Source organism: Agrobacterium tumefaciens (genome assembly GCF_013337285.1).
Classification (GTDB): Bacteria; Pseudomonadota; Alphaproteobacteria; order Rhizobiales; family Rhizobiaceae; genus Agrobacterium; species Agrobacterium burrii.
In genome coordinates this window covers 14,228-37,154 of sequence record NZ_SUPW01000006.1, presented here as the reverse complement: position 1 = coordinate 37,154, position 22,927 = coordinate 14,228, and the positions used below count along the sequence as shown (strand labels likewise).

Annotated in this window: 17 protein-coding genes; 12 read left to right on the top strand and 5 right to left on the bottom strand. The window is 61.3% G+C overall.

Annotated elements, in window-relative coordinates:
• The first annotated feature begins 66 nt into the window (after positions 1–66).
• From tssC (FCH38_RS16530) to FCH38_RS16475, 12 genes are all read left to right on the top strand, one after another.
• Positions 67–1,548 (top strand): type VI secretion system contractile sheath large subunit, encoded by a 1,482-nt coding sequence (gene tssC / locus FCH38_RS16530; RefSeq protein WP_153517078.1) that lies wholly within the window; start codon positions 67–69, stop codon positions 1,546–1,548.
• A 56-nt stretch (positions 1,549–1,604) separates the two neighbouring features.
• Entirely contained in the window at positions 1,605–2,999 is a 1,395-nt protein-coding gene (tssC, locus tag FCH38_RS16525) for a type VI secretion system contractile sheath large subunit (RefSeq protein WP_174374408.1), read from the top strand.
• Positions 2,996–3,820, top strand: coding sequence for a type VI secretion system accessory protein TagJ (locus FCH38_RS16520; protein ID WP_174374407.1), 825 nt, complete (start codon positions 2,996–2,998; stop codon positions 3,818–3,820). Before tssC (FCH38_RS16525) ends, FCH38_RS16520 begins: the two co-directional genes overlap by 4 nt.
• Positions 3,813–4,322: a type VI secretion system baseplate subunit TssE gene (gene tssE / locus FCH38_RS16515; RefSeq protein WP_174374406.1), complete on the top strand. Its 510-nt coding sequence runs from the start codon at positions 3,813–3,815 to the stop codon at positions 4,320–4,322. The genes FCH38_RS16520 and tssE overlap by 8 nt, the downstream gene beginning before the upstream one ends.
• The gene (tssF, locus tag FCH38_RS16510; protein WP_174374405.1) at positions 4,315–6,096 is read left to right on the top strand and encodes a type VI secretion system baseplate subunit TssF; all 1,782 of its coding nucleotides are present in this window, start codon (positions 4,315–4,317) and stop codon (positions 6,094–6,096) included. The genes tssE and tssF overlap by 8 nt, the downstream gene beginning before the upstream one ends.
• Before the next feature lie 9 nt (positions 6,097–6,105).
• Entirely contained in the window at positions 6,106–7,107 is a 1,002-nt protein-coding gene (gene tssG / locus FCH38_RS16505) for a type VI secretion system baseplate subunit TssG (protein WP_174374404.1), read from the top strand.
• Between the two features lie 3 nt (positions 7,108–7,110).
• Entirely contained in the window at positions 7,111–8,313 is a 1,203-nt protein-coding gene (locus tag FCH38_RS16500) for a type VI secretion system-associated FHA domain protein (protein WP_174374403.1), read from the top strand.
• A complete protein-coding gene (gene tssK / locus FCH38_RS16495; RefSeq protein WP_149900654.1) occupies positions 8,303–9,643 on the top strand; it encodes a type VI secretion system baseplate subunit TssK in 1,341 nt (446 codons plus the stop codon). Before FCH38_RS16500 ends, tssK begins: the two co-directional genes overlap by 11 nt.
• Positions 9,640–11,142 carry a type VI secretion system protein TssL, long form gene (tssL, locus tag FCH38_RS16490; RefSeq protein ID WP_174374402.1) on the top strand — a complete coding sequence of 501 codons (1,503 nt, stop codon included), beginning with the start codon at positions 9,640–9,642 and terminating at the stop codon, positions 11,140–11,142. Before tssK ends, tssL begins: the two co-directional genes overlap by 4 nt.
• On the top strand, positions 11,139–14,627 hold the full coding sequence (tssM, locus tag FCH38_RS16485; RefSeq protein ID WP_174374401.1) for a type VI secretion system membrane subunit TssM: 3,489 nt from the start codon (positions 11,139–11,141) through the stop codon (positions 14,625–14,627). The genes tssL and tssM overlap by 4 nt, the downstream gene beginning before the upstream one ends.
• A gap of 81 nt (positions 14,628–14,708) precedes the next feature.
• Positions 14,709–16,121 carry a type VI secretion system-associated protein TagF gene (gene tagF / locus FCH38_RS16480; protein ID WP_153517085.1) on the top strand — a complete coding sequence of 471 codons (1,413 nt, stop codon included), beginning with the start codon at positions 14,709–14,711 and terminating at the stop codon, positions 16,119–16,121.
• The gene (locus tag FCH38_RS16475) at positions 16,108–17,013 is read left to right on the top strand and encodes a protein kinase domain-containing protein (protein WP_174374400.1); all 906 of its coding nucleotides are present in this window, start codon (positions 16,108–16,110) and stop codon (positions 17,011–17,013) included. The genes tagF and FCH38_RS16475 overlap by 14 nt, the downstream gene beginning before the upstream one ends.
• Before the next feature lie 9 nt (positions 17,014–17,022).
• On the opposite strand, the gene FCH38_RS16470 is transcribed toward FCH38_RS16475, so the two are convergent.
• The 5 genes from FCH38_RS16470 to FCH38_RS16450 form a co-directional block, all read right to left on the bottom strand.
• The gene (locus tag FCH38_RS16470; RefSeq protein ID WP_174374399.1) at positions 17,023–18,159 is read right to left on the bottom strand and encodes a polysaccharide biosynthesis/export family protein; all 1,137 of its coding nucleotides are present in this window, start codon (positions 18,157–18,159) and stop codon (positions 17,023–17,025) included.
• A gap of 812 nt (positions 18,160–18,971) precedes the next feature.
• The gene (prpB, locus tag FCH38_RS16465; protein ID WP_174374398.1) at positions 18,972–19,877 is read right to left on the bottom strand and encodes a methylisocitrate lyase; all 906 of its coding nucleotides are present in this window, start codon (positions 19,875–19,877) and stop codon (positions 18,972–18,974) included.
• Between the two features lie 15 nt (positions 19,878–19,892).
• Positions 19,893–21,422 carry a tripartite tricarboxylate transporter permease gene (locus FCH38_RS16460; RefSeq protein ID WP_174374397.1) on the bottom strand — a complete coding sequence of 510 codons (1,530 nt, stop codon included), beginning with the start codon at positions 21,420–21,422 and terminating at the stop codon, positions 19,893–19,895.
• Complete coding sequence (locus tag FCH38_RS16455) at positions 21,422–21,862, bottom strand: tripartite tricarboxylate transporter TctB family protein (RefSeq protein ID WP_174374396.1); 441 nt, start codon at positions 21,860–21,862, stop codon at positions 21,422–21,424. Before FCH38_RS16455 ends, FCH38_RS16460 begins: the two co-directional genes overlap by 1 nt.
• A gap of 12 nt (positions 21,863–21,874) precedes the next feature.
• Complete coding sequence (locus FCH38_RS16450; RefSeq protein WP_149900645.1) at positions 21,875–22,867, bottom strand: Bug family tripartite tricarboxylate transporter substrate binding protein; 993 nt, start codon at positions 22,865–22,867, stop codon at positions 21,875–21,877.
• Between the last annotated feature and the right edge of the window lie 60 nt (positions 22,868–22,927).

Genomic DNA, 22,927 nt, shown 5'->3' with positions numbered 1-22,927 from the left:
GGCCCCATGGCGGGGCTTCAACTGTTCAAGCGGCAATTTCAAAGCCGCATGTGGAAGGACTGGAACATGAGCGCTGAAAGCCTGCTAAAAAACGAGGCACAGGCAACAACCGCCGAAGAGAACGGATTGCTGTCCAAGGTGGTTGCCGCAACCCGCCAGACCGAACCGGACCGCGCGCAAAATCTGCTGCGCACGCTGACCGACCAGGCCCTGAAAGGAACGGTCAAATACGACCGCAACCTCACCGTCACCCTCAACCACGCCATTGCCGAACTGGACCGGACGATTTCCGAGCAGCTCGCCGCCATCATGCAGGCGCCGGAATTCGCCAAGCTGGAAGGCACGTGGCGGGGGCTCAACTACCTCGTCAAGAATTCCGAGACGAGCGTTAATCTCAAGATCCGCGTCATGAATGCCGGCAAGCGGGAACTGGCGCGGGATCTGGAAAAAGCCGTGGAATTCGACCAGTCCCGCCTCTTCAAGGCGATTTACGAAGACGAATTCGGCACTCCCGGCGGCGAACCGCTCGGGGCCATCGTCGGCGATTACGAATTCGACAATTCCTTCGATGACGTGCAGTTGCTTCAGGGCGTATCGTCGATCGCGGCAGCGGCCTTCGCACCGTTCATCTCCGCGGCGAGCCCGCACATGTTCGGCTTTGAGGATTATCGTGATCTTGCCCGGCCGCGCGACCTGGAGAAAATCTTCGATACGGTGGAATATGCCAAGTGGCGCAGCTTCCGCGAAAGCGACGACTCCCGTTTCGTCACGCTCGCCCTGCCGCGTGTTCTGGCGCGCATGCCCTATGGCCCGAAAACCAATCCCATCGACGACTTCGCCTATGATGAGACAAAAGGCGCCGCCAATGGCGACCTGCAGCATGATGAATATTGCTGGATGAACGCCGCCTATGTCATGGGCACGAAGCTGACCGAGGCTTTTGCAAAAAGCGGCTGGTGCACGGCAATCCGCGGTGCGGAAAACGGCGGCCGGGTGGAAAATCTGCCCATGCACGTCTTCTCCAGCGACGATGGCGATCTTGATCTGAAATGCCCGACCGAAGTGGGCATTACCGACCGTCGCGACGCCGAACTCGGCAAGCTCGGTTTCCTACCGCTCTGCCACTACAAGAACACGGATTATGCCGTATTCTTCGGTGCCCAGACCGCGCACAAGCCGAAGCTTTACGACAAGCCGGAAGCGACGGCCAACGCCGCCGTTTCGGCCCGCCTGCCCTATATCATGGCCACATCGCGCTTTGCGCATTATCTCAAAGTGATGGGCCGCGACAAGATCGGCTCCTTCATGGAGGCGTCCGATTGCGAGGTCTGGCTCAATCGCTGGATCGCCAACTACGTCAACGCCAATGACGAGGCCGGTGAGGAAAGCCGGGCGAAATATCCGCTGCGCGACGCCAAGGTAACGGTGCAGGAAGTGCCGGGCAAACCCGGCGCGTACAACGCCGTCGCATGGATGCGACCCTGGTTGCAGATGGAAGAACTGACGACCTCGCTACGCATGGTCGCTCGTATTCCGTCCAAGAACTGAACCCGGACGGGGGTGGTTCGCCACCCCGCCACCCGTTCTTCACCCGGAGCCCATCCATGGCGCATCAGTCCTTTCCGGACGCCCGCATTTTTGCCGACCAGCTCATCGCCCTCATCGATGAGGCGCTGACCGGCCAGGTGAACGCCATTCTCCATCATCCTGATTTTCAGGCGATGGAAGCAAGATGGCGCGGGCTTGCCATGGTCGTGCGCGAAGCGGGCCGCAGCACCGACGTCAAGGTGAAACTGCTGAACGCCAGCTGGCGCGACCTTTCCCGAAACACGGAACGCGCCACCGATTTCGACCAGAGCCATCTTTTCGAAGTCGTCTATAATCGCGAATTCGGCATGCCGGGCGGCGAACCGGTCGGTCTGCTGATCGGCGACTATGCATTTTCCCCTGATGACGTGCAGGGTGCAGATTCCATCACGACGCTGTCGCAGATCGGCATGGTGGCGGCAGCGGCCTTCTGCCCCTTCATAGCGGCTGCGGCACCCTCCGCAGTGGGGCTGCAGGATTTTTCCGAACTCAGCCGGGTTCACGACTTCTCCTCCCTGAAACAGGATAAATCGCGGTTGCGGTGGAATGCGCTTCGCGCGCGCGACGATTCCCGCTTCCTGGGCCTCGTTGCGCCGCGTGTCCTGCTGCGCTCCCCCTACAGACCCTACGCCCGCGGGCGGGATGACGGATTTCCCTTCCGTGAGCATGTGGCGGAAAGCGGTGAAACCCTGCTTTGGGGCAACGCCGCCTTCGCCTTCGCCACGGTGGTCGTGCGAAACTTCGTCGATTCCGGCTGGTTCTCGGATCTGCGCGGCGTCACGCAGGATGCGGTTGACGGTGGTATGCTCTCCTCCCGACAACTGCCTCCGCTCGATCTGGGCATCGAAAGCAACGGTCTCTCCGCACAGCCCCCCGTCGAAGTGCAGCTGACGACGGGGCAGGAACAGCAGTTTTCGGATCTCGGGATCGTGCCCGTCTCCACCACCTATCTTTCCGGCATGGCGATCTTCAACGCCAACCAGTCGCTCCATGCACCCGGCCATTATTCCAGCGAGGCCGCGCGGCAGAACGCCCGTCTGGCCGCCATGCTGCAATATGTCCTCTGCGCGTCGCGGTTCTCCCACTACCTCAAGGTCATCATGCGCGACGACATCGGCCAGTTGAGCGATGCCTCCACAATCGAGCGCAAGCTGGAAGGGTGGCTTTCCTCCTACACCCTCGGCAACGACGATGCCGAGGCCGCCCTGCGCGCCCGTTATCCGCTGCGCTCCGCCGGGATCAAAGTCTTCGAGGTTCCCGGCAAGCCCGGAACATTCTCCTGCACCGTGCGTCTTCAGCCGCACTTCCAACTGGACGACGTCTCCACGAGCTTCCATCTCATTGCCGAAGCCATGATGCCGCCTGCCGCCACATCAAGGCCTTCGGCCGAGCCGCAAAGGATATCCGCATGACGCTGCGCGACGACATTTCCCGCCTTCTCGACGATAACAGGCTGCAGGAAGCGATCGGCCTTGCGCGCGAGCACGTGAAGACCAAGCCCACCGACAAGGACGGCCGTCATTTCTACATCGACCTGCTTGTCCTTGCCGGCGAATACGAGAAAGCCGATGCCCAGTGCAATCTCGCCGCGACATTTTCGCCGCAGGACAGTGTCGGCTTTTCCCTTTTTCGCCACCAGCTGCGCGCCATGGCGGCGCGAAACGCCTGGTTCGAAACCGGTGCGGTGCCAGATTTTCCCGGCGGCCCGTCAGAACTCGATCAACTGGCGATCAAGGCGAACCTCGCCGCACGCAGCGGCGATGGTGAAGGCGCCAGAAGCGCCTTGACTGAACTGGATGAAAAACGCGGCGAAGTACCGATCGGCCACGATGGCAAGCGCGCCGCCGATATCCGCGACCTGGACGACCGGATTCCGCATGCGATGGAGGTGCTGACCAATGGCGGCCGTTATCTGTGGATCGATTACGATCGCATCGAGAGCCTCAGGATCGACCCCATGAGTCGCCCACGCGACCTTGCTTTCCGCGATGCTGAACTGACGCTGCGCGATGGCGCGGTCGCATCCGTACTGCTCCCGGCGATCTATCACGGCGCGCAGGACGATGTCAGCCTCCTCCTCGGCCGGGAAACACGGTGGAGCGAGGAAAGCCAGCCTCTGGCGACCGGGCAAGGCCAACGCTGCCTTCTGATTGGCGACGACGTGGTCCCGTTCCATGAAATCGGCACCCTTTCCGCCATATCCGACGATGAAAGGCGGGCGGCGCGTGGTTGATCCGCTGGAGCAATATCGCACACGGCAGAGAACGCTGTCCCGCTCCATTCTGGACCGGCTGCTGGATGACGCGCCGGATGCGGAAACGGATGCGCTCGTCAGCCTCAAGGATCAGGCGCGTGAAATGCGCGAGGTGATCCGCCGCGATCTCGAGGCATTGCTCAACACACGCCGCAATCCCGCCGGCCCACCGGCGGCGCTGAAAGAGCTTTCCGACGCGCTGGTCAGCTATGGCGTCGATGGCATTCTTTCCGCCAATCTGGTGACGGATGCCTCCAAGGCCCGGCTTGCGCGTAGTATCGAACGGCGGATTTCCCTGTTCGAAACACGCCTTGCGGACGTGCATGTCACGATCCTGAAGAACCGCACGGATGGCGACCGGGCGCTGCGCATGCGCATTCAGGCGACCTTCCATCTTCAGGAAGGCATGCCGCCGATCAGCTTTGAATCCCGGATCGATCCGTCCACGCAACGGTTTCTGGTGGAGGCGACGAATGGCTGACGGCTTTCTCGAAAAATACAATGACGAACTTTTCGCGCTGCGAAAACGGGCGTCGCGTTTCGCGGCAGCGTTCCCGAAAATCGCCGGCAGGCTGCGCATGACGGGCGATGTCGCCGACGATCCGCATGTCGAACGGCTGATCCAGAGTTTCGCCTACTCCGCCGCCCGCGTTCGCCAGAAACTGGATGACGAGTTCCCTGAACTGTCGGACAGCCTGCTGGAAACGCTCTACCCCCACTATCTTGCCCCGATCCCATCGATGAGCGTCGTGCAGTTTGCCCAGAGCCCGGCGCTGGCAACCGTGCAGACCCTGCCGCGTCACAGCGAAATCCTCGCCGAACCGGTGGGGGGCGAGAGCTGCCGTTTCCGCACGACGCAGGAGGTGGAGATCGTTCCGCTGCAGATTTCCGCAGCGACCCTGGCCGGCCAGCCGATCGACGCGCCATTTTCGCCGTCCTTCGCCGGCGCGGCCAGCTGCCTGCGGCTTTCCCTGCGCAGCACCGCGCCGCGCGGCAGCACATTCCCCGAAATGGGCGTGACGAAACTCCAGCTATTCCTGTCCGCCGCGTGGCAGCAGGCAACTGCGCTTTACGAGCTTTTGACCAATCACTGCGTGGGGATGGCGCTTGCGCGTCACTCGGAAGACAAGGAGGCTGTCTTCCTGCCCGCCAGCAATCTCAGGCCTTCCGGCTACACACGCGATCAGGCCATGCTGCCCTATCCCGCCAATAGTTTCGACGGATACCGGCTGCTCACCGAGTTCTTCGCCTTGCCGCAGAAGTTTCTCTTTCTCGATATTGACGGGCTGCACAGATGGAGCGGCGGCGATTGCGAACTCTACATCTATCTGGATGCGGCGGACACGCGGCTGGAGCGGATGGTCTCCGTCAAGGATTTCGTGCTCAACGCCTCCCCGGTCATCAACCTGTTCAAGCAGAGTTGCGAGCCGCTCAGCCTTGACGGAACGCGCACGGAATATCGCCTTCTGCCGGATGCGAGGCGGCAGCGGACACGGGAGATTTACGCCGTCGAAAATGTCCAGCTGACCAGCCGCTCCGGTCAGACCGAAAAGACCTCCCCCTTTTTCGGACGCACCCAGCGTAACAACGGCTCGAATGTGTTCTGGCAGATTCAGCGCCGTTTCGATGACGATGGCTCTTCCGATACCGACATCGCCTTCGTGGATCAAAAACGCGGACCTCTGGGACCGCTCGATATGGTAGCAAGCATCGATACGCTGTGTCTCAACCGTGAGCTGCCGAGCCAGCTTCCCTTCGGCGGCGGCCACCCGTTCCTGCAGCTTTCGGCGGGCAATGAGGCGGTGGGCTCGGTTCAGGCGCTGATGCCGCCAACCGCCGCCATACGCGTGAACGAACGCTCGGCGCGGGAATGGCGGCTCATCTCGCATCTGCTGCTCAATCACCTTTCCCTCGCCGACAATGGCGGAGCGCCGCTGAAGGATATTCTGTCGCTCTATTCCTTCAGGGACAGTCCGGAAACCCGGCAACTGGTTGAATCGATCAGCAATGTCGAGGCGCAGAATTCCCATGCCCGGATCGGCTCGGTGATGGTGCCGGGAACGGACATAGCCGTGGAGTTCGACCCGGCGCTGATCGCGCGCCCCGTCGCCTTCGTTTTCGCCAATGTCCTCAACCATTTCTTCGGCCTCTACACCTCGATCAACAGTTTCACGCGGCTGACGGCGACAATGCGCGGCCATTCCAAACCCGTCGCCCGATGGCCAGCCCGCGCGGCTGACCGGCCGCTGCTCTAGGAGACCGGGATGGGATTGCAAACGCCGGACATGAAAGATCAACAGGCCGCGCTTCTCGGCACCGATCCCGGTCGCTTCGAACCGGCCACCGCTTTTCGCGTTGCCCAGCACGTGTCGGATGACGGGCTGACGATTGCGGCGCATGGCGGCGTGCAGCCCACGGCGCTGGCGGTCAGCGGCTTCGGCCGCAAACACGGTGCTGCCGAACTGAAATCCGCATTCGCGCCGATTGTCGGGCCGCTCGGGTCGCTGCCGCCAGCTTACGGCGAATTGCTGCAGCGGGAAGAGCGCAACCGCTCCGGCGCGCTGACGAGCTTCTTCAACCTGTTTGCCGCAAGGTTCAGCGAGCTTTTTGTATCGGCGACGGAAAAATATCGCCTCGCAAGGGCATTGCGCTGGTCAGACCAGCACAAGAGCAACGGTTTCCGCAAGACCTTGCTGGCCCTCATCGGGTTCCGCACCGCCGGCCTGACGCGGAAGGCCGGCGTGAGCGAAGATGCGCTTCTGCGTTTCAGCGGGTTTCTGGCCAGCCGCAATCGCAATGTCTCTGCCCTGACCTCCGTGCTTTGCGAATTCACCGGGCTTCCCGTCGCCATTGAACAGTTCCGCAGGCGATGGGTACCCCTGCCGCTTCACGAGCAGAGCCAGCTCGGGCAGGCATCCGGGCTTCGGCTGGGGCAGAACACGACGGCGGGAAGCGCCGTAGAGGATATGAGCGGCGGTTTCCGGGTCGTCATCGGTCCGGTTGCCTATGCGGATTATCTGGCGCTGACGCCCGGATCGAAACGGCTGGCAGAGATATTTTCGCTGACGCGGCTGTTTGTCGGAAGCGCGCTCGATTTCGATGTGCAGGTGATCCTGAAAAAGGAAGACATTCCCTTCTGCCGGCTGGGCCAGCTCGATGCTCCCGCCCGTCTTGGCTGGAACAGCTGGGCCCGCGTGGCGTCCGCACAAAAAGACAGCACCGACGCCATAGTGACCGAGCGGGAAGGCTCGGCGATTTCCGCGTGAGGCATGGATATGAAGCTGGCGCTCAAGGACACAAAAAACAACCGGTCCGCAAGATCCACCCCGTGGAGTTTCGAGCGGGGCCGCCGCGTGATTGGCCGGTCACAGGATTGCGACTGGCAGATCGACGATAATCAGAGGCGCGTTTCCAAGCTGCACTGCACCCTCAGCCGCGACGGTGAAGGCTTCACCATTCTTGACCAGAGCGCAAACGGCACGCTGGTTGACGGCCGCCTGCTGCTGGAAGGTGAAAGCGCGCGCCTCAGGGACGGTTCGCAGATCAATATCGGCGGGGAGATTTTTCAGGTCACCATCAGCGGCGATGCCGAGCTGGATTTCAGCGATCCGGACGCATCGTTGCGCATGAGTGACGAGCCCCTGACCATTTCGGCGATCCTTGCGGATATCGCGCCCAACGGCCGCTCGGCGGGCGGTGTGCTGGGCAACACCATATCCCTCGACGACTGGCCCGAAACCCACCGCGACAGCTCCGGCCGGAAAGCCAGATTCATCTCGCGAAATGTCGAGATCGGCTGGAACGCTCCCCCCTCGGCGGGCGGACTGGACTCTGTTCTCCCGGAAGACTGGGACGACGAGCCGGTTGCAAGCAGCGAGCACGAGCACACCGATGCACTGAACACGCCTGTCATGATCGCACGTCCGGCGGTGATGCCGCAGGCAGAGGATTTCGACAGCGTTTTCCCGGATGGAAGCGGAGCCCCGGACACGCGGGAGACATCGCCTGCGGGCGTCTCCACGGCGCAGGCGGAGATCGCCGGCCTTCTGGCCGTATTGGAAAGGGAAAGCACCGATTGTCTCGCCATTCTCGGCATCGAAGGCGATCAGGTTTCCGCAGGGCCGCACGCATCATTGAGCGAGCGTATGGAAAAGCTCGTTCATCAGCAGCGCCGTCTGGCCGCGTCTCTCGAAACGCTCATCCACACCTGCACGCAAAAACTCGAGCCCAGGCTTCTGGAGGCCTCGGTCGATGCGGGCAACGACATTCGCTCGAAAATCGGGCGCAAGGACTGGCAGGCGCTGATCACCAAGACTGATTACTGGTCCGCCTACAAAAAACAATTCGAAGAAAACGGTCGTCAATTGCCGGTCAGGCAGTTTCTGCAACGGGCGGCGCGCGCAAACACCGCGCCGGAGCATGACGTGATTGCGACCGATGCCAAGGGGGTAAACAACAACGATGAGACATGAAAACCGTGTTGCCTGGAGCGAGGGCATGTTTCTGCGCGTTCAACATTTCCAGCAATCCGACCGCTGGACCGAACGCCTGGTGCGCAATACCACGCGCAACCTTTCCCCCTACCCCTGGGGGATTGCCGAGATCGGTCTGGATCGCAGCGCGCTCTCCATCGGGCAATTCGCCCTTTCGAACCTGCGCGGCGTCCTGCCTGACGGTACACCCTTCGAAGCGCCTGAAGATTCCGATCTGCCGCCGCCGCTCGATCTTGATGACAGCGTCAAGAACGCCGTCATCTACCTGGCCCTGCCCGCCCGGCAGCCCGGCAAGGCGGACATGTCCGCAACAGGCCGGAACGACACGAACAACGTGCGCTTCACCGCCTCCACCTATGAAGTCACGGATACCAACATCGAAACGGACTTCGTGGCGCCGATCGATGTTGGCCGTTTGAGCTTGAAATTCCTCAAGACCGGCGACGATCTCTCCGGTTACGATCTCATCGGTCTCGCACGGGTGATCGAGGTCCGGTCCGACCGGGCGGTCATTCTCGATCCGGATTTCATTCCACCCAGCCTCACTTGCGCGGCCGCTCCACGTCTCAACGAATTGATGACCGAGCTTCTTGGGATCGTGCGCCATCGCGCCCAGGCAATCGCGGAGCGCATCGGCGACCCGACGATCAGGGGAACCGCGGAAGTCGGCGATTATTTCCTGCTGCAGATTCTCAACCGGGCCGATCCGCTGCTGGCGCATCGCGGCGCCAACGCCACGCGTTTTCATCCCATCCGCTTTTACGAAGACTGCATCCAGCTTGCCGGCGAGCTTGCCACTTTCACGACGGACAAAAAACGCGCGACGGATTTTCCGCCCTATCGGCATGACGATCTGAAAGCCACCTTCGGCGCGGTTTTCGACGATCTGCGCACCTCGCTTTCAGCGGTTCTGGAGCAGGCGGCGGTGGCCATCGAACTGGTGGAGCGCCGTCACGGCGTCCGCGTCGGCACCATTCACGATCGCACCCTGCTGCGCGATGCCGGTTTCGTGCTCGCCGTGCGCGCGGATATGGCCGCCGAAGACATTCGCCGCAGGCTGCCCGCACAGATCAAGGTCGGGCCGGTCGAGCGGATTTCGGAACTGGTCAACGTGGCGCTGCCGGGCATTCCCGTGCGCTCCTTGCCCGTTCTGCCGCGGCAGCTGCCCTATCGATCCGGCACCATCTATTTCGAAATCGACACGACATCACCGCTTTGGAAACAGCTCGAGACCTCCGGCGCCATCGCCCTGCATCTGGCGGGCGAATTTCCCGGACTTGAGATGGAAATGTGGGCGTTACGCGAATGAGCAATGAAAAGCCTTCCTCCTGGCAGGATTTACCCACGGTGGTCGAAATCACCGAGGAGAGCCGCCGCCGCAACCAGAACGCCCGCAACATGGCGACGATCCTCGAAGACATCATCGAGACCGACGAGCCGGCTGGGCGGGCCAGGGGCAGCGCGGCCGCCATGCCGGTTGACGAACTGCTTTCCGGTTTCCGCTTCGGTGGCGACGATGTGCCGACGCTTGTGCAATCCGCAGCCCCCCTTCTCAATCTCGCGCATCTGTTGCGCTTCAGCGATGCCGAACCGGACCCGGATCATCTTCGCCGCGCCTGCCTTGAAGCGATCACCCGCTACGAGCGCGATCTCGCTTCCGCCCGCATCAGCGCCGAACGTGCACGGGCGGCGCATTATGTCGTCTGCGCGACGGTGGATGATGTCGTTCTCAGCAAGCCCTGGGGCGTGCGCGCAGGCTGGGCGCGCTCCGGTCTGGTGTCCACCTTCCACAACGATGTCACCGGCGGCGACCGGGTTTTCGACATTCTCGACCATTTTCACCAGTCGCCCGGCGCCAACAAGGATCTGCTGCTGCTGATCTATCTGTGCCTGTCGCTGGCTTTCGAAGGACGCACCCGCGTTTCTCCGAAAGGCGCATTGGAGCTTTCGCGTATCCGCGACAGTCTCTACAAGACGCTGATCGGCCAATACGGCGCCTTCGAACGGGAGCTTTCACCACACTGGAAAGGTGTCGAGGCCCGGCATACGCCGTTGCGGACGATGGCCGCACTCTGGACGTTGCTGTCGCTGATGGCGCTTGCCTTCGCGCTTGGCTATCTTTTCTTTACGCTGTCGCTCAACAACGCATCCGATGTCACTTTCGAAAGGCTGGCGCATCTGCCGCCGACGGAAACGCCGAGCGTGCTGATCGCGAACCCCCCGCCGCCACCGGTGAAAACCGAAGTCCCGAAGGTTGTCGAACCACCGAAAATCGTGGAGCCAAGGCAACCCTCGCGGCTTGAAAAGCTGATGGCCTTCCTTCAGCCGGAAGTCGAGAAGAAGCTGGTCACGCTGGCGGATGTGAACGGGCGGCTACGCGTACGCATCAACAATTCCGGCCTTTTCGCCACCGGCAGCGCCGAGGTCAGCCCGCAATTCCGCGATCTGATCCAGCGTATCGGCGGCGCGCTCGCCGCTGAAAAATTCCGCGCCGTCGTCATTGGCTATACCGACAATGTGCCGATCAAAACCGTGGAATTTCCTTCCAACTGGCATCTTTCCGAAGCGCGGGCGAAAGCAGTCGGAGCCATTCTCTCGCAATTTGCCGGCCCTGAAGCAATCCTGACCGAAGGGCGCGCCGACAGCGATCCCATTGCCGACAACAAGACGCAGGAAGGCCGCGAGACGAACCGCAGAACCGAGATCATGGTCCTGACCAACCCCGATGAAAAATTGAGCGACGCCGGCATTCTCTCGCCGACCATTGAGAACAGTTCGGGACAGCAACCGGGAGAGGCCAGCCCATGAATCCGCTGAGTTATTTTTATACGATCCGTTCCTATGTCGAAAGCTATGCCGCCCTTGTGGGACGTCGCTTCCTGTCGCTGTTATGGGTGATCGCGCTTTGCGTCGTCATCTGGTTCTACGGCTATCTGGTCGCACTGGGCGATTTCAAGCCGCTGGGAACGACGCAATCGCGGCTTATCGCCATCGGCATCATTCTGGCGATCTGGCTTGTTTATATCGTCGTCACGATTTATCGCGGCCGCAAGCAGGACAAGGAACTCGTCGACAGCATCGAGCGGGAGGCTCTCGCCAACCGTCAGGCCGAAATAGGTGAAATCCAGACGCGTCTGAAGGAAGCGCTGGCGCTGTTGCGGCGGGTCACGAAAAAACGGTTCGGTTATATATACGACCTGCCGTGGTACGTGATCTTCGGTGCACCGGGCTCCGGCAAGACCACGGCGCTGACCAATTCCGGCCTGCAATTTCCGCTTGGCGATGCGCTTGGCGAAAATGCGGTGAAAGGCATCGGCGGCACGCGCAACTGCAACTGGTGGTTCGCCGACGAGGCGATATTGATCGATACCGCCGGCCGCTATACCATCCAGGATGATCTCGACGGCTCCTCGAAAGCGGGCTGGGAGGGTTTCCTTGGCCTTCTGAGACGATATCGCCGTTCGCAACCGATCAACGGCGCGCTGGTGACCTTGTCCATCCCCGATCTCCTGACCCGCGATCCCGAGGAACAGCGGCAGGAACTGCGCTCCATCCGTCAGCGGCTTTCGGAACTGGATGAATATCTGCACGCGCGCGTGCCGGTCTATATCGTGTTGACAAAGGCCGACCTGCTGCACGGTTTCGTGGAATTCTTCGACAGCTTCAACAAGACCGATCGCCAGCAGGTGTGGGGCACGACCTTCAAGCTGGATGAGAGCTATGCCGCCAAGGACCTGCCGCAACGGCTGACGGAGGAATTCGAACTGCTGCAACAGCGGGTCGACGCGATGTTGATCGAGCGCCTGCAGCAGGAACAGAATGCGGAGATACGCGGTCGCATCTTCCGTTTTCCGGCAGAACTCGCACGGCTGAAAGACCGGTTGCATGAGGCCTTGAGCGAGCTTTGCGCAAGCTCGCCTCTCATCGAAGCGCCGCTTTTGCGCGGCGTCTATCTCGCTTCGGGAACCCAGCCGGAAACGGATAGGCCCGTCAGTGCGCCGAAGGCCCGCCGAAGCTACTTCCTGTCGCGGCTCTTCCAGGATGTCATCTTCCCCGAGGCCGCGCTGGTGACACGCGACAAACGCCTTTCAGGGCGGCAACTGCTTGTCCGGCGCATTGCCTATGCGGCCTGCACCGTGGCGGTCGCCGTCGTCTTCACCGGCTGGATATTCACCTATTTCGCCAATACGCAGGCGCTGGCGGAGGCCGATCGCAAACTCGGCGCTTATGAACAGCTCGTTCAGGGCATTCCCGTGCGTGATGTCTCGGACGCCGACTTCCTGCGCATCCTTCCGGCACTCGACAATCTGCGCGGCGTCAATTCCGGCTTTGTCCGGGAAAGAGTGTGGAATGTCAGCTTCGGTCTCGATCAGGAAGACAAGATTGCCGGGCGGCAGCGCGATGCCTATCAGCGTGCGCTCAATGCCCTTCTCCTGCCGCGCATGATCGTGCAGCTGCAAAAACAGCTCAAAGACGAAAAGGATGTCACCCGCACGTTCAATTCGCTGAAGCTCTATGGAATGCTCGGCGGAATGGGTGCACTGGACCGGGACTTCCTGACCACGCAGACGCATCAGATGTTTGCATCGCTTTATCCCGGTGACGGCAGGGCGGCGGCCAGAGAAGCTCTCGACCAGCACGCAAGGGCGCTGGCGGACGGCGTTCTCGCCCCGATCGAACTTGACGCGCGGCTTATCGCCACCGCACGCGACACGATCCGCGATCAGGCGATCGGCACGCGCGCCTATGATATTCTCGCCGGCCTTCCGCAGGCGCAGGAATTGATGGAATGGACACCGGCGACGGCCTTCGGCCCGCTCGGAGAACGCGCCTTCGAACGCCGCAGCAAAGCGCCGATGGCGGATGGCATCGAAGGCCTTTTCACCGCGCAAGGGTATCGCAGCGTCGTCATTCCGCAGGTCGCCAACGCGGCGCGTATCGCGCTTTCGGAAGGGTGGGTGCGCGGTTCCGACGATCCGATCCGCGGCGCAACGGTCGAACAGGTGGCGCAGGCCGCGCTGCAAATCTATTTCGACCGGTTCGAGAAAAAATGGACCGACACCCTCACCGATCTCAGGGTCAAACCGTCCCAAACGCTGGGCGACGCGGTGGAAACAACCCGAACGCTTGCCAATGAGCGAAACATTCTGGCGGAGGCTGCGAAATCGATCGCGGATGCGACCGATCTTCGCCCCGATGTCGGGGCCAACCCTGCGACCCTCGCTTCCGCCGCCGAAGGCGACACGACCGCAGCCGTCCTTGCTGCCACCGTCAATACCGCAGACCCCTATGCGAGATTGCGGGATATGCTGGCAGCCAAAAGCGGCGCACCCCCGGCAGGCGGAGAAACCAGTGCGGGCAAGGGCGCGGCCTCTCCATCAGAGCAGCTGCTTGCGAATTTCAAGATGCTGAACGAGCAGCTCGCCCGCTCGGCAACCACCTCCGACGAGGTCGCCAGGGTGTTCGATGTCGACAGTCAGCTGACCAAGGCCAATCAGGATCTGTTGCAGCAGGCCCGCGATTTGCCGGCACCGCTTGATGTGTGGGGGGCGGGCGTGGCCGCGGATGTCGGCTCGCTTGCGGTGAAATCCGCCCGCGGCCGCATCGCCGAACTCTGGGCGGCCGATTCAGCGTCCCTGTGCTCTTCGATCGTGACCGGCCGTTATCCGTTCGACAGGTCGTCTTCCCGCGATGTCGCGATCGCGGATTTCACACGCCTGTTCGGCCCGACCGGGGTTTTCCAGACCTTCTTCAAGCAGCGCATGGAGCCTTTCGTCGACAAGACGACGACCCCCTGGAGCTGGAAAGGCACCTTTGGCGCCGCCGGCATTCCCAGCAGCGCCATCGCCCAGTTCGAAAATGCCGACAGGATTTCTCGCGCCTTTTTTCCGAATGGCAGCGAGACGCCGGCGGTCGCGATCAATGTCAAACCCGTTTCGCTCTCCAATGCCTCAACTGCTGTGATGCTGGAGATCGAGGGGGAACGGGTCGTCTATTATCACGGGCCGATACAGGCGAAATCGATCACCTGGCCATCCCGGGAGAACACGGCCCGCCTGTCCCGCATCGCTTTCCAGCCGGGCGGCTGGCAGCAGGCGAAAACCGAAAACGGCGACTGGTCGCCATTCCGCCTGTTCGACGGTGCGAATATCGAAAGCCAGTCCGGTGATCTTTTGCGGGTACGGTTTGAGAATGGCGGCCAGAGGGCCGAATTCGATATTCAGTTCGGGTCGGTTCTCAATCCATTCAGGCTGGAGGCGATGTCCAGCTTCACCTGCCCTCAGCAATTTTGACGGCAGGCGAGATATGGATTTGCAACGGAGGGGATTCATGATTGTAGCGATAACGGCAAACTCAGCGGTCATTTCCGTCTGATGGCCAATCAAGCATCGAGACCCGCGGAAACCGCTGCGGAAAGCGATCGCATCGGTTTTTTCGGCAAGGTTCCCAGCCATGGCGATTTCATCTCCGACGGTCTTGAACGGGAATTGATCGGCACCTTTGACGACTGGATGCGGTCCGGCCTGCATGCCTGCGCTGAAATGTTCTCCGGCCGCTGGCCAACAATATTCTCGTCATCGCCGCCCATACGCTTCATCATCGAGAGGGGCATATGGGGAAACTGCGCCTATGCGGGTGTCCTGGTACCCAGTACGGACCGGGTGGGGCGCAAATATCCCCTCGCCATCATCGCCCAGCTCAACGGCTTCAGACGACATCCAAGAACGCTTTATCTGGACGATACCTGGTTCATGGCTGCCGAAGCGCTGGCCGAGACATCCATGGCGGGTGATTTCGATATGTCCCGCTTCAACGCCGCGGTCAAGAAACTCCGCTTGCCAAAACCACGGGAAGAAGACGACGCCCCGGAGACGATGCGCGGCCGCGCGCCGACGAGCCTCTGGTGGCATATCGAACCTCTCAGCCGACGCGCGCGCGGTTTGAAATTCGACGGCAAGCCGCAGGCGGCCGATTTCGTGCGCCTGTTCAGCGAGATAGGAGCAAAGGGCGAGGAAGACGGGGTGAGCGCCACGCGCGCACAGGCGCCGTCGCGCGATGGCGCGTCCCCCCAAAAGCCTGCGGTAACGCGGCCTGCACCATCAGCCGAACACCCGTCATCGGTCACCTACAGCTATGCAACCCATCCCGGAACACGGTTTTCCCTCAATGCGGATTCGCTGTTCGTTTCACGAAACCCCGACCTCTTCGCCATAGCCGACGGACAGGGCGATACCCATGGCGCGGTGGAGGCCGCACGTCTGGCCACCAGCATTCTGGCGGAGATACAGGCGGCCCCAAACCCGGAGATGATGACACAGCAGATCAGGGGAAAGCTCGGCACCGTCAACAGCCTTCTCCTCTCGCGGCAGATTGCAGGGGCCGACGGCAGGCCCATGGCCAGCCTCGTCATCGCCCACATCATCGGCGACGGGCTGAGCATCGTGTGGTCCGGTGACGCGCGCGCCTACCTCCTGAAAAACGGGACAATGCATCAACTTTCCCGCGATCACGTCATCGTCGGCATGAAAAAACAGCTGTCCCAATGTGTCGGGCTTTCCCAGCAGTTCCGGCCGGATATCGTCCATGAGGACTGGAGCCCGCGCGACAGGCTGCTTCTGTGCAGTTACCCGCTGGTACAAATCCTGAAAGAGCGCACGATCGCCGAAATCGTCAGCGACACTCCGGTCAAGGACTGCGCCAACGCCCTCATTCAAGAGGCGCTCATCGAAGACGCGCGCGAGAATATCAGCGCCATCGTGATTGGAAACGGGCGTGAAGAAGGGTGAACGGGAAGGCCGAAATCCGGTCCATCCGCAGGTGGGCGAGCGATTTTCGCACCTGTGGCAAAGCATTCGCCATGACGGCACGCGCGAGAGACCCGATGACGAACAGAGAGACCTGATCGATCAGCTCAGAAATGCACTGGATCGGAAAGTCTCGCAGTTTTCCGCAGCAAAACCCGACTGGATCGCCGACAGCTTCGCCGTCGAGCGGATTGCCTATGAGAGTGACACCACGCTGCTGCTGCAATTGCGCCACCGCGATCTCGGCTCCCTCCATGCCCTGAAAACCGTGCCGCCGGCATTGCGAGACGACGCGGCGCTGCTGCAAAGACTGCGGGACGAGGCCGGGATCGGATGGGCCCTGCGCCACCCGTGTCTGGTGGAAACTTCCGTGCTGCTGCGACTGCCGGACGGGCGCCCCGGCCTTCTGCAACCCTGGTTCCCGCACTCACTGGCGTCGCGGGCATCCGCCGTGCCGGTCACCGGGCAGAATGCAGTGGTGATCCTTCGTCGCACGCTGGAGGGGCTGAACGCCATGCATGCGCAAGGATACGTTCATTGCGATGTGACGTCTGCCAATATTCTTATGCGGGGTGATGATTTCGAAACCGGCAGGCTCGGTGATTTCGGCATTGCGCTGGAGATTGGCCGACGGCATGGGGAACGGGGCATGGCATTCGCCGGCTCCACGGGGTTTGCAGCACCGGAGCAGATGCGGGGTGCTGCCGCAAATCCCAATCAGGATATATTTTCGGTCGGGCGGCTTGCCTCACGCCTCATGGCGACAACGGGAGCGCAGACGACGGAAAGGCTGGCGCATTTCGCCGATGCCTGTTGCCATGACGATCCCGCCTTGCGTCCGCAATCGGCAATGGATGCGCTACAGCTCTTGTAGCGCCGCTTGTCAGTTGCCGCTGCCGGGCAGCGGCGCGGCCGCCGTCGACGCGCTCTTCTGGAACACGGTCAAGAGCTTTGCCGAATCCACCAGCGGGGCGTTGCTGGCATAAAGCACATCACCCTTCTGCATCTGGAACAGTTGCATGAGCGCAATGCTCGACGCATCGCGCATATTGACGTGGTAGATCACCGGCCGCATCGTCGTGGCGGTCGCGACCGGGCCTTTTGCACCCGACGCGGATGTGGACGGAACCTGAATGATCTCGTTGCGGAAGACGTAGACATTGCGCGCATCGGCGCGGTCATCCAGCAGCCCGCCGGCACGACCGACAGCCTGCGCCAAGGTCAGCTTTCCAGCTTCGAACTGGAATTCACCGGCGCTCTTGAAAGCGCCGAGCGCCGTGTAACTTGCGGCATCGCCATCGATCATGATCTGATCATCCGGCGAAAGACGGATATTCTGGCGGTCTTCCCGCATGACGCGATCAAGCGATGCGCTGGCCCTCTGCGAACCACGAACCACGGTCACCGTTGCCGCGCCCGGAGCGACAGTCGGGCCGCCGGCCTGATTGAGCGCATCGAGCACGCGCTCCTGACGGGCGGTGAGCGTGATCTTTCCGGGGCTCTTCACCGCACCGCTGAGCATCACGGCGCTCGTCGGCTTATCGACGACGGTGACGACAGCCTGCGGGTTCACGGCCGAACCCTTGAGTCCTGCGACGACCTGAGACTGCAGCCCCTCGGGCGTGGAATCCACCACCCTCTGTTTGCCGACAAAAGGAATATTGACCGATCCACTCTGGTCCACCGTAAAGCGGCCAAGGTTGAGGGTCTTGCTCTGCGTTGGCGAGAAAAGCCCGTCCTCACCCGTATCCAGCACGGTGATGTCGACCACATCCCCGCGTCGCAATCTCTGGGCATTATAGCCGGTGTTGCGAAGCGCGGTGAGCCCCGGGCCGGAAGCGCCTTGCAGGCTGGTCGCGGATACGGTCGCCGCCGGCGCATTCGCCAGTTCGATGACGGGTATTTTTTCGTTGGTTCGAGGGAAAGTCGCCGACCGGATATTGCCCGCGGTCGGCCCGTCAGATGGTTTTGCACATGCGCTCAGCAGAGCCACCAGCAGAACCGCCCCCAACTTCTTCATACCTCATCCCCTCGATGATTCAACTTAACGCAGAGATAGCATCAAGCTGCGTCATCGCAACAACTTTGGCGGTTGTAAATCTGTGAAAACTTACCCTCCAATCCACGGTGTGACCATTCGGCAACCTTTCCGTAATCTAGCCAGCGGCGGCTCAAGTCGCGAGGAGACGGATTGATCGCCACCCTCTGGAATTGATTCTTTTGGGTAAAGACCGACAAAACAGCAATGATAGCGAATACGAAGCCAGCGCCCTCGGTCCAACGCTGAACGTTCGTTCAACGGCTCTGCTGCAAATATTGCAGCAAGAACTGATTGCCGGGGGCCTGTTTTTCCAGCCCTTTTTTCGAAACCGCCATCCCCCTCACCCAACGTTACTGACGTAGGTTTGCATTTAATCGTGAGATTCCGCCCCAACACTTTCAACAAGTTAGCCCGGCACTAATTCGTTGATGAAATCTGCGGTGCTTCAGGATGGATGCTCAGTTCCCAGACGAGATTGACGAAACTCTTTGGGACGAGGCGTGTCGACGCGCCGAGGCAATCCGAGAGTTTCTGAAGCGCCGGTCTGGCGATGTAACTTCCGGGGATATCGGAGCCAGAATTCGACGCCGACGCAGCGTTCGCGTGAAGACGAACTTATACGCCCTGCCCTCTTGGCAGGTGTGGCCATTGTTCAGCATGCCGGGTCTGCCAAACGACACCAGTCCTTGTCGTCGAACGAGAGGAAGAACCTCGCCAGCAGCCTGACAATAGTCCTCTCCGCTTTAAGATCCACGCTGGTCACTGGTGTCTCCTCGTATCGGCTCTGATGATCAGGACGGAAGTCTGGTTGCCACGATATTGGCGTCAAGAGCTTCATAGCCATTGAGATCAATAAGATCGTAGAGCTCGGCCCTTGTCTGCATGGAGTCAAGGATGTCGCTGGTCGTCCCTGTCCGGCTGATCTCTCCATATAGTGCCTGCTGCGCCTTGTTCGCTACGCGCAAGGACGACACTGGCCAAATAACCATCTTGTATCCAAGCGCTTCCAGTCTGTCCGCGGTCATCAGCGGCGAGCGGCCGAATTCCGTCATATTAGCGAGCAGCGGCACGTCTCCCATCGCCGATACGAATTCCGAAAACATCGCCTCGGTCTTCAACGCTTCCGGAAATATGGCGTCGGCACCAGCCCGGACATACAGCCTCGCCCGGTCGATAGCCTTGTCGATCCCTTCGTCGGCGGCGGCATCCGTGCGGGCGACGATCAGCAGCGAGCGCCGAGCCTTGGCGGCGGCCGCGACCTTGGCCGCCATATCCTGCGGTGTTGCCAGCTTCTTGTCGTTGAGATGCCCGCACTTCTTCGGGAGGATCTGGTCCTCGATCTGGATGGCCGCGGCACCAGCCTCCTCAAGACGACGAACGGTGTTCATGACGTTGAGCGCTTCGCCGAAGCCCGTGTCTCCATCCACAAGCAGTGGAAGCCCAGATGCCCGAACGATCTGCCGTGTAAAGAACAGCACATCGTCCAAGGTCAGTATCCCAAGATCAGGCATGCCCATGGATGCGCTAACCGCCGCGCCGGACAGATAAAGCGCCTGGAAACCGCTAGCCTTTGCCTGCAGCGCAGCCAGTCCGTTATGGGCACCAGGCATCCGGACGATTTCGGTGCCGTCAAGCATCCGGCGCAGCCGAAGACCTGACGGCACGTCCTCATCGTGTGAAGGAACAAGATACGACATGCGATAACCCCTCTCTCAGTCCGTCTCGACGATCGTCTTGTGGCGCCAGCTTCTGAATTTCGGCATCAGCAGGGGGACCAGCAGAACGCCTGCAGCCATGATCCAGAGCGTGATGGAAATCGGGCTCGACCAGAGGATGGAAACATCGCCAGCCGACAGGGACAGTGCTCTGCGAAGGCTTTGCTCGAGGATCTTGCCCAGTACCAGCCCCAGGATCAGGGGGGCCATCGGCACGCCGACGCGGCGAAGGAAATAGGCTCCGACCCCGAGCGCGACCATCAGGACGAGGTCGAATGTCGTCGATTTCCCCGAATAGACGCCGATCGCACTGACCACGACGATGAAGGGGACAAGGACCCACGCCGGAACCGACAGCATCTTCGCGAACAGGCCGACGAGCGGAATGTTTATCGCAAGCAGTATGATGTTGCCGATGAACAGCGAGGCGATGAGACCCCATACGACGTCGGGCTGCGACCGGAAAAGGGCGGGCCCGGGCGTGAGATTGTAGAGGGTGAGGACACCGAGCATGATCGCCGTGGTCCCCGAGCTCGGGATGCCCAATGTCAGCATCGGAATGAAGTTGCTGTTCGAAGCGCTGTTGTTGGCGGCCTCGACGGACGCAAGGCCACGGATGTCACCGTCACCGAAACGGCTGCCTTCCGGGTCGCTCTTTTCGACGACGCGCTTCTCGGTTGTATAGGCAAGAGCGGAGGCGACAGTGCCGCCTGCCCCCGGAAGGATGCCGACGAAGAAGCCGATCAGCGACCCGCGCAGCGTCGCCATGTTGGTGAAGCGCATTTCAGCACGGTTGAAGAGACTGCGGCCGAGTTGCTCGATGCGGATCGACGCGCCTCCGTGCATCGTGTCCAGCATGATCAGCAGTTCGCTGATGGCGAAGAGGCCGATGACGACGGTCGCAAACTGAACGCCGTCTGCAAGGTTCGGCGAGCCGAACGTGTATCTGTAAACGCCGGAATTTGCATCGATGCCGATCGTCGAGATGGCGAGCCCGAGCATGATCGCCAGCAGCGCCTTCACGGGCTGGTCAGTAAGCAGGCCCGTCAGGCAGGAAAAGGCGAAGATCATCAACGCGACATATTCCACCGGTCCGAAGGCGAGCGCCCAACGCGCAAGCACGGGCGCGGCAAGCACGATACCGAATGTCGCGATCGCCGAGCCGACGAAGGAAGTCCAGGCCGACAGGGAGAGCGCAATTCCCGCCTTTCCCTGCCGCGCCAGCGGATAGCCTTCGAGCGCCGTCATGACGGCCGAAGCTTCACCGGGGACGTTGAGCAGGATGGCGCTGATGCGGCCGCCGTATTCGGAGCCGATATAGATGGCGGCCATGAGGATGAGAGAACCTTCAGGCGGCAGTCCAAGCGCGAAGACGACCGGGACAAGCATGGCGACGGCGTTAATCGGACCCAGTCCCGGGAGGACGCCGACCATTGTGCCGACAATGGCCCCCAGGGTTGCGAGAAGAAGATTGGTGGGAGCCAGGGCAACCCCAAAGCCATGGGCAAGATAGCCGAGTGTGTCCATCAGATAATTCCTCCAAGCGGGCCGCCCGGTAAAACGACCTCGAGAACGTGGTCGAATAGAAGATAGGAAGCAAGGCCAAGAACCACTCCCGTCACAGCCCCCTGCCACCACTTGGCTCCGAAGATCATGGCAATCGGAACCATGAAGATCGCTGTCGAGATCACGAAGCCGAGGGGCTGGAATAGAACCGCATAAGCCAGCAGCGACGCGGAAAGCGCAGCAATCACCATGCCGGCCCCGGCCTTGTGAGCCTGATCCGGCTCTCCGGGCTTCAGCAGCAACATGATGCCGCAGATGGCGATCACTGCCGCTGCCAGAAGCGGGAAGGTCCGGGGACCGACAGGTTCATATGCGAACGGTGCCTGAAGCCCATAGCCGAAGGCGAGCATCGATGCTGCGACCGCGAGTGCGGCCGCTCCCAGGAGACGGTCGGTATTCATGATAAGTGCCCCTTACTTGGTGGCGAGACCGAATTCGGTCGCAAGCGTCTTGTATGCAGCGACCTGCTTCTCGACGAAGGCTGTCGTCTCTTCACCTGTCATCGGCAAGGGAAGGAGGTTACGCTTCTGAAGAGCGGCCTCGTAGCCAGGCGCCTTCATGGTCGCGGCGAACGCATCGGACCACCACTTATAATCCGCGTCGCTGACATCCGGACCGACATAGAAGCCACGCACGATCGGCCATTTGATGTCGAATCCCTGTTCGGCGGCGGTCGGCACTTCGGCGAGCTTGCCCGGCAGTCTTTTCTCGGAGAAGATCGCCAGAAGCTTGAGCGGCGCGCCGCCATCGATGGCCGCCTGGCTGTCCCCGACGTCGTTCATGCAGACATTGACATGGCCACCCTGAAGGGCCGTGGCGCAGTCACCGCCGCCCTCGAATGCCACGAACCGCATCGTCTTGTAGTCGATGCCGGCCGCACGTGCCGTCATGGCCGCCTTCATCCAGTCCTGGCTGCCGATCGTGCCGCCAGCACCGATGATGACGGATGAAGGATCCTTCTTGATCGCTTCCATCAGTTCTGTAAGCGACTTGTATTCGCTGTTATCCTGCACCACGACCGCGCCATAATCCGTGCCGACGCTGGCAACCCAGCGCACGTCCTTCTCGGTATAAGCGCCAAACTTGCCCTGTGCGAGGTTAAGGAGCGATCCGGCGGAAAAAGCGACGATCGTTCCGGGCTCTGCACGACGCTGGCCTACGATCGAGTTATAGGCGACCGCTCCGATGCCGCCCGGCATGTAGGACACGCGCATCGGCGACTTCACGGCACCGGATTCCCGCAACGCCGCCTGGGCAAGCTTGCAGGTGATGTCAAACCCGCCGCCGGGCTGAGCCGGAGCAACACATTCGGGGCTTTTCGGTTCGGCAAGCGATGTGGAAGGCGTGGCCGAAAACGCAGCCGACGCGAGCGTGGCCGCGAAGGCGGCGCGGGAAATAGAAGTCATTGTTTTCTCCTCCATATGACGTGTGCAGACCTCCAATCTGCAACGCTGCTATAACTGACC

Excerpts from the sequence above, each read along its gene's own strand:
- tssM (WP_174374401.1), top strand. The coding sequence starts at position 11,139 with ATGAATCCGCTGAGTTATTTTTATACGATCCGTTCCTATGTCGAAAGC.
- FCH38_RS16450 (WP_149900645.1), bottom strand. The coding sequence starts at position 22,867 with ATGACTTCTATTTCCCGCGCCGCCTTCGCGGCCACGCTCGCGTCGGCT.
- tagF (WP_153517085.1), top strand. The coding sequence starts at position 14,709 with ATGGCCAATCAAGCATCGAGACCCGCGGAAACCGCTGCGGAAAGCGAT.
- prpB (WP_174374398.1), bottom strand. The coding sequence starts at position 19,877 with ATGTCGTATCTTGTTCCTTCACACGATGAGGACGTGCCGTCAGGTCTT.
- FCH38_RS16520 (WP_174374407.1), top strand. The coding sequence starts at position 2,996 with ATGACGCTGCGCGACGACATTTCCCGCCTTCTCGACGATAACAGGCTG.
- tssG (WP_174374404.1), top strand. The coding sequence starts at position 6,106 with ATGGGATTGCAAACGCCGGACATGAAAGATCAACAGGCCGCGCTTCTC.
- tssL (WP_174374402.1), top strand. The coding sequence starts at position 9,640 with ATGAGCAATGAAAAGCCTTCCTCCTGGCAGGATTTACCCACGGTGGTC.
- FCH38_RS16500 (WP_174374403.1), top strand. The coding sequence starts at position 7,111 with ATGGATATGAAGCTGGCGCTCAAGGACACAAAAAACAACCGGTCCGCA.
- tssK (WP_149900654.1), top strand. The coding sequence starts at position 8,303 with ATGAGACATGAAAACCGTGTTGCCTGGAGCGAGGGCATGTTTCTGCGC.
- FCH38_RS16460 (WP_174374397.1), bottom strand. The coding sequence starts at position 21,422 with ATGGACACACTCGGCTATCTTGCCCATGGCTTTGGGGTTGCCCTGGCT.
- tssC (WP_174374408.1), top strand. The coding sequence starts at position 1,605 with ATGGCGCATCAGTCCTTTCCGGACGCCCGCATTTTTGCCGACCAGCTC.
- tssC (WP_153517078.1), top strand. The coding sequence starts at position 67 with ATGAGCGCTGAAAGCCTGCTAAAAAACGAGGCACAGGCAACAACCGCC.
- tssF (WP_174374405.1), top strand. The coding sequence starts at position 4,315 with ATGGCTGACGGCTTTCTCGAAAAATACAATGACGAACTTTTCGCGCTG.
- FCH38_RS16470 (WP_174374399.1), bottom strand. The coding sequence starts at position 18,159 with ATGAAGAAGTTGGGGGCGGTTCTGCTGGTGGCTCTGCTGAGCGCATGT.
- FCH38_RS16455 (WP_174374396.1), bottom strand. The coding sequence starts at position 21,862 with ATGAATACCGACCGTCTCCTGGGAGCGGCCGCACTCGCGGTCGCAGCA.